Raw genomic sequence first — 6872 nt, 5'->3', positions numbered from 1 at the left:
ACCCTGTGCTCAAGGCCGGCATCAGCAATCTGCCCGTCAATGGGAGCGACCGCTTCAGCCTCACGCGCGACTTCATGACGATGCGCTCGATTGGCGTGATGCAGGAATTCACCCGCTCCGACAAGCGCCAGGCCCGCGCGGCGCGCTTTGATCGGGAAGCTGAGGTCGCCGAAGCGGGCCGCTCCGTAGCCTTGGCCAACCTGCGGCGCGACACCGCGATCGCCTGGCTTGATCGCTACTACCAGGAGCGGATGCGCGACCTGCTGCAAACCCAACGTACCGAATTGACGCTACAGATCGAGGGCGCCGACGCCGCCTACCGCGGCGGCCGCGGCACACAGGCCGATGTGTTCACGGCGCGTTCCGCGCTGGCGCAGTTGGACGACCGCATCCTTGCGCAGGAGCGCCAGATCGCCACGGCCCAGACGCGTCTGGCGCGCTGGGTCGGACCGGGCACTCCCCCGCCCTCGTCGGTGCTGCCGGAACTGGGCTCCGTGCGCCTGGACGCCCGCAATCTGGAGGCCCAGATCGGCGAGCACCCGCAGATCGCCCTGATGGCGCGACAGGAAGCGGTGGCGCGCGCGGAAGCCGACGTCGCGCAAAGCAACAAGCGCTCCGACTGGAGTGTCGAGCTGATGTACAGCCAGCGGGGGGCGGCCTACTCGAACATGGTGTCGCTGAACCTGTCGATCCCGCTGCAGTTGGACCAGAAGAATCGTCAGGATCGCGAACTCGCGGCCAAGCTGGCGGCGGTCGAGCAGTTGCAGGCCCAGCGTGAGGAAGCGACGCGAGAGAGCGCTGCCGAGGCTGTCTCATGGTTGCAGCAATGGCAGAGCAACCGCAAGCGGCTCGGCCTGTACGACAGCTCGCTCATCCCGCTCGCCGCCGAACGCACGCAAGCGGTGCTGGCTGCCTACCGAGGCGGTGCGGGCACCTTGAGCGCTGCACTCGAGACACGACGCATGGAAATCGACACCCGCCTGGAACGCCTTCGCCTCGAGATGGAGACTGCTGCGCTCTGGGCTCAGCTCGAGTTCCTGATCCCCGCCAACCATCCGATGCTCAATACCGTCCCGTCCGCAGCCACGAGTGAGACCAAGGAAACACAGAAATGAAAACAAGACCTCTCTTTCTTGGACTGATCGCGGCAGCAGTCCTCGCCGCAGCAGCTTTCGGTGCCTACACTTTCGGGGTACAGCGCGGCAGGAGCCTGGGACCGTCGTCCGCCTCCTCCGGGGGGACGCCGTCAATGGCCGCACCGTCAGCGGGCGCAACGGCTGCTCCCGCAGCCTCTGCCAACGAAACCGGCGAAGACGCAACGCGGCGCCACATCGCAGCAGGCCTGAAGGCCGGCGACACCGACCCGACCAACGGCAAGAAGATCCTCTACTACCACGACCCCATGGTGCCGGGGAACAGGTTCGACAGGCCAGCCAAGTCGCCCTTCATGGACATGATGATGTCGCCCGTCTACGCGGGTGGCGACGGCGACCAGAACAGCGTGACGGTGAGTGCGCGCGTGCAGCAGAACCTGGGCGTGCGAACCGCCGTGGTGTCCGAGGGCACCGTATCGCCGCAAGTGACCACGGTCGGCAGCATCGCCTTCAACGAGCGCGACCAGGTCATCGTGCAGGCCCGGGCGACCGGGTATGTCGAGCGGCTGAATGTGCGGGCCACGCTCGATCAGGTAAAAAAAGGCCAGGCACTGGCCGAGCTCTACGTCCCCGAATGGATCGCGGCACAGGAGGAATTCCTGTCGGTTCAGCGCATGCGCGGCACCGACCTGGCCTCGCTGGTCGACGGTGCACGCCAACGCATGCGCCAGGTCGGCATGAACGATGGGCAGATCGAACTCGTCGCTCGCAGTGGCCGCACGCAGCCGCGCACTACCCTGGTCGCGCCCATCGGCGGTGTCGTCACGGAGTTGGCCGCGCGCGAAGGCATGACGGTCAGCGCCGGTACCACGCTGTTTCGCATCAACGGCCTGGCCAGCGTCTGGGCCAATGCCGAAGTGCCCGAAAGCCAATCGGCGCTGGTGCGTCTGGGCGCGAGGGTGCAGGCCAGAACGCCGGCCGCGCCCGGCGAGACCTTCGAGGGCAAGGTGCAAGCCATTCTTCCCGATGTGAATCCGGCGACGCGCACCCTCAAGGCACGCCTGGAGCTGGCGAATCCGACCGGCAGGCTGGTACCCGGCATGTTCGTGTCGATGCAGTTCACGGACACGCGAGCCGACAAGGCGCTGCTGATCCCGACCGAAGCCGTGATCCAGACGGGCAAGCGCGCGGTTGTCATGCTGGCGGAGGACAACGGCCAGTTCCGGCCGGTCGACGTCGAGATCGGCCTGGAAACCGGCGGCCAGAGCGAGATCAAGCGCGGGCTGCAGGCCGGCCAGCGTGTCGTGGTGTCCTCGCAGTTCCTCATCGACTCGGAGGCCAGTCTCAAAGGTGTCGAGGCGCGCCTGAACGCCGCTCCCGGGACAGCAGCGCCTACGGCGGCGACGGCCGCTTCTGCCACGCCGGCTGCAGGGGCTCCAAGACACGTGGGCGAAGGCAAGGTGGAAAGCATCACCAAGGACGCGATGACCTTCTCGCACGGCCCGATTCCGACGATCAAGTGGGGCGCCATGACGATGGAGTTCAAGCTGCCGCCCGGCGGCACACCAGGCAATCTGAAGCCTGGCGACCGCGCGAGCTTCGAGTTCTTCATCGACGCGGATGACCTGCCGCAGCTCACCCGGGTGACGCCCATGGCGACGGCTCCCGCGGCAAGTGCCGCCGCGGACCCTAAGGCCGCAACGCCGGGAAGCAAGCCATGATCGCCAAGCTCATTCGGTGGTCCATCGCCAATCGCTTCCTCGTGCTGCTGGCCACGGCAATGCTCAGTGCCTGGGGCGTGTATTCGGTCTTGCGCACGCCACTGGATGCGCTACCCGACCTCTCGGACGTGCAAGTCATCATTCGCACAAGCTATCCAGGGCAGGCGCCGCGCATTGTCGAGAATCAGATCACCTACCCGCTGACCACCACCATGCTGTCGGTGCCGGGTGCCAAGACGGTTCGCGGCTATTCGTTCTTCGGAGATTCGTTCGTCTATGTGCTGTTCGAGGACGGCACCGATCTGTACTGGGCGCGCTCGCGGGTGCTGGAATACCTGAACCAGGTGCAGTCACGCCTGCCGGCCGGCGCCAAGGCCTCGCTCGGCCCCGACGCCACCGGCGTGGGGTGGATCTATCAGTACGCGTTGGTCGACCGCGGCGGCACACAGGACGCCTCGCAGTTGCGCGCCTTGCAGGACTGGTTCCTCAAGTACGAACTCAAGACGGTGCCCAACGTGGCCGAAGTCGCCTCGATCGGCGGCATGGTGCGGCAGTACCAGGTCGTGCTCGATCCGGAGAAGCTCGCCGCCTACCGGATCCCGCACACCAAGGCGGTGGAGGCGATCCAGAAGGCCAACCAGGAAACCGGCGGCTCGGTGCTCGAGCTCGGCGAGGCGGAATACATGGTGCGGGCCTCGGGGTACCTTCAGGGGCTGGAGGATTTCCGCAAGATCCCGTTGATGACGACCGACGCCGGTGTGTCGGTGCGCCTGGGCGACGTCGCGCGCATCCAGGTCGGCCCGGAGATGCGCCGCGGTATCGGCGAGCTCGATGGCGAAGGCGAAGCCGTCGGCGGCGTGATCGTGATGCGCTCGGGCAAGAATGCGCTGGAGACCATCACCGCCGTCAAGGAAAAGCTCCAGACCCTGCAGGCCAGTCTGCCCCAAGGCGTGGAAATCGTGCCGACCTACGACAGGTCCAACCTGATCGAGCGCGCGGTGCGCAACCTGGGCTTCAAGCTGTTCGAGGAGTTCATCGTCGTCGCGGTGGTGTGTTTCATCTTCCTGTTCCACCTGCGCTCCGCGTTCGTCGCGATCGTCTCGCTGCCGATCGGCATCCTTGCGGCCTTCATCGTGATGCGCTACCAGGGCGTCAATGCCAACATCATGTCGCTCGGCGGCATCGCGATCGCCATCGGCGCGATGGTGGATGCCGCGGTGGTGATGATCGAGAACGCCCACAAGCACATCGAGAAGTGGAAGCACGATCACCCTGACCAGACGCTGCGCGGAGAAACCCATTGGCGCGTGATCGCGGACTCGGCCGCCGAGGTGGGCCCTGCGCTGTTCTTCTCGCTGCTCATCATCACGCTGTCGTTCATCCCGGTCTTCACGCTGGAAGCCCAGGAAGGGCGGATGTTCTCGCCGCTGGCTTTCACCAAGACCTATGCAATGGCCGCCGCAGCGGGACTCTCGGTGACATTGATCCCGGTGCTGATGGGCTATCTGATCCGCGGCAGGATTCCTGATGAGAAGACCAACCCGTTGAACCGGCTGCTCATCGCGATCTATCAACCGCTGTTGAATGCGGTGCTGCGCTGGCCCAAACTGACGCTGTCGGGCGCCGTGGTCGTGCTGGTGCTGAGCCTGTGGCCGTTGCAGCACATCGGCGGCGAATTCATGCCACGCCTGGACGAGGGCGACTTGCTCTACATGCCATCGGCATTGCCTGGGCTGTCGGCGGGCAAGGCCAGCGAACTGCTGCAGCAGACCGACCGGCTGATCAAGACGGTTCCCGAAGTGGCAAGCGTCTACGGCAAGGCCGGGCGCGCCGAGTCGGCGACCGATCCGGCGCCGATGGAGATGTTCGAGACCACCATCCAGTTCAAGCCGCAGGACCAGTGGCGTGCCGGGATGACGCAGGACAAGCTGGTCGAGGAGCTCGACCGCATCGTCAGGGTGCCCGGCCTGACCAACATCTGGGTGCCACCGATCCGCAACCGCATCGACATGCTGGCCACGGGCATCAAGAGCCCGGTGGGCGTGAAGGTGGCGGGCACCGACCTTGCCACCATCGACCGCATCACCGGTGAGATCGAACGCGTGCTCAAGGACGTGCCGGGTGTCTCGAGCGCCCTGGCCGAGCGGCTCACCGGTGGCCGGTACGTGGACGTGAACATCAAGCGGGACGAGGCATCGCGGTTCGGAATGAACATCGCCGACGTGCAATCGGTCATCGCCTCGGCGGTGGGTGGCGAGAACATCGGCGAGACGGTCGAAGGCCTGCAGCGTTTCCCGATCAACGTGCGCTACCCGCGCGAGATCCGCGACTCGCTGGAGCAACTGCGCTCCCTCCCAATCGTCACCGAACGCGGTGCGCGATTGGTGCTCTCCGACGTGGCGGACATCCGGGTCACCGACGGGCCACCGATGCTGCGCAGCGAGAACGCGCGGCTGTCCGGCTGGGTCTACGTGGACATTCGCGGCAGGGATCTGCGTTCGGCGGTGCAGGACATGCAGCGCGTGGTTGTGAAGGAAGTGAAGCTGCCCCCGGGCTACGCGGTGTCGTGGTCCGGTCAGTTCGAGTTCCTGGAGCGCGCCACGGCGAAGTTGAAGGTGGTGGTGCCGTTCACGCTGCTGATCATCTTCGTGCTGCTGTACCTGACCTTCAAGCGCTTCGACGAAGCCCTGCTGATCATGGCGGCGCTGCCGTTCGCGCTGGTCGGGGGCATCTGGCTGCTCTACCTGCTCAGCTACAACCTGTCCGTTGCCGGTGCGGTCGGCTTCATCGCGCTCGCGGGGGTGTCGGCGGAGTTCGGCGTGATCATGCTGCTGTATCTGAAGCATGCCTGGGACGAGCGCGTCGACGACGGAAAGACAAGCACCGACGACCTGCTGGACGCGATCCGAGAAGGCGCGGTGCTGCGCGTGCGGCCCAAGGCCATGACGGTGGCGGTCATCTTGGCGGGTCTGTTCCCGATCATGTGGGGAACAGGCACGGGCTCGGAGGTGATGCAGCGCATTGCCGCGCCGATGGTGGGCGGCATGATCACGGCTCCGTTGCTGTCGATGTTCGTGATCCCCGCGGCGTACCTGCTGATGCGGCGGCCGCGCGAACCTCGCGAGCGGCACACACCTCGTCGCGCGCTCTGGAGAAAAGGCCATGGCTCAGCCTGACCACCCGCAACAACGGCGCACTTCTTTCGGTGCTGCGCTGCTCCTGTGCCTGTTCCTGGCCTTGTTCGGTACGGCGGCACAGGCGTCGGCGCCCGTGTTTCACGAAGAGGGGTGGACGGCGCGCACGGTCACTTCGGTCGCGACGGGGCCAGCTGCGTTCGCAATCATGGACGTGGCCCCAATGCCAGTAGCCATGGATGCCATGCCCTGCGCGCTGTGCTACAGCGCCCCAGCGCCATCGCTGCACGAGGTCGGCGGTGAATGCCGCGGACATGAGGCCACGGCGTGGCCGGTGCATCTGGCGCCGGTCCCGGATGGGAAATACTTCGACGCGGGAGGTCGGCACGTACGGTTGCCAGTGCGCATCCTGTACTGCCGGTGGCTGGATTGAACGGTGGCAGCGAGCGTCACAGCTCGCGTTTGTTTCCTTCCGATCAATTCCAGGAGTTCATCATGAGAAAGTCATTCCTCATTCTCGTCAGCGGCCTGATCTTGGGAGTCGTCTTGCCCGCTCTGGCGGGCCCCGATTTCCAGGTCATCGAGAAAGCGCGTAAGGCCAAGCAGGTGGCTGCCGCCGAGCGCCGCGCTGACATGCTCTCCAGCAAAGGTTCGCCGAACTGCCCGCCACCACCCCTCGTGCTGCCGCTGGATCACGGCCCACGCGCACTGACCACGCAGGGAGAAAACCGCTGGCGCAAAGCAAGGTACGAAGCACAGCTGAAGGCGTGCAAGAACGCGCCCTCGTAGTACTTTGGCGCCCGGCGCAGACCCGCGTCTTCCGGGCGCCGAAGCGCCATCGCTGTTGATCGGCGCCAAAACGCGTCCTCGTGCGTCTCAGCTCAACAGCGCCTTTCTCGCACAGCACATTGCCGACCATCGGC

Annotated in this window: 5 protein-coding genes; all 5 read left to right on the top strand. The window is 65.7% G+C overall.

Going from position 1 to position 6872, the window contains the following annotated elements; translation table 11 throughout:
• Positions 1–1115, top strand: a 1115-nt coding sequence (locus ACT6S0_RS15990) for a TolC family protein (RefSeq protein ID WP_444764779.1), incomplete at its 5' end; no start/stop codon positions are given.
• A complete protein-coding gene (locus ACT6S0_RS15985; protein WP_119554536.1) occupies positions 1112–2815 on the top strand; it encodes an efflux RND transporter periplasmic adaptor subunit in 1704 nt (567 codons plus the stop codon). The genes ACT6S0_RS15990 and ACT6S0_RS15985, both read left to right, overlap by 4 nt.
• On the top strand, positions 2812–5991 hold the full coding sequence (locus ACT6S0_RS15980; RefSeq protein WP_119554538.1) for an efflux RND transporter permease subunit: 3180 nt from the start codon (positions 2812–2814) through the stop codon (positions 5989–5991). Before ACT6S0_RS15985 ends, ACT6S0_RS15980 begins: the two co-directional genes overlap by 4 nt.
• Positions 5978–6382, top strand: a complete 405-nt coding sequence (locus tag ACT6S0_RS15975) for a hypothetical protein (RefSeq protein ID WP_119554540.1) — start codon at positions 5978–5980, stop codon at positions 6380–6382. Before ACT6S0_RS15980 ends, ACT6S0_RS15975 begins: the two co-directional genes overlap by 14 nt.
• 62 nt (positions 6383–6444) lie before the next feature.
• Positions 6445–6738: a hypothetical protein gene (locus ACT6S0_RS15970; RefSeq protein WP_119554657.1), complete on the top strand. Its 294-nt coding sequence runs from the start codon at positions 6445–6447 to the stop codon at positions 6736–6738.
• Positions 6739–6872 lie beyond the last annotated feature (134 nt).

Source organism: Roseateles sp. (genome assembly GCF_052436255.1).
GTDB lineage: Bacteria > Pseudomonadota > Gammaproteobacteria > Burkholderiales > Burkholderiaceae_C > Pelomonas.
Note: the sequence above shows the minus strand (reverse complement) of the source record. Positions and strands in the feature narration are given on the sequence as shown.

What these genes read in the sequence shown, in the direction of transcription:
- ACT6S0_RS15975 (WP_119554540.1), top strand. Translation starts at nt 5,978, where the DNA reads ATGGCTCAGCCTGACCACCCGCAACAACGGCGCACTTCTTTCGGTGCT.
- ACT6S0_RS15970 (WP_119554657.1), top strand. Translation starts at nt 6,445, where the DNA reads ATGAGAAAGTCATTCCTCATTCTCGTCAGCGGCCTGATCTTGGGAGTC.
- ACT6S0_RS15985 (WP_119554536.1), top strand. Translation starts at nt 1,112, where the DNA reads ATGAAAACAAGACCTCTCTTTCTTGGACTGATCGCGGCAGCAGTCCTC.
- ACT6S0_RS15980 (WP_119554538.1), top strand. Translation starts at nt 2,812, where the DNA reads ATGATCGCCAAGCTCATTCGGTGGTCCATCGCCAATCGCTTCCTCGTG.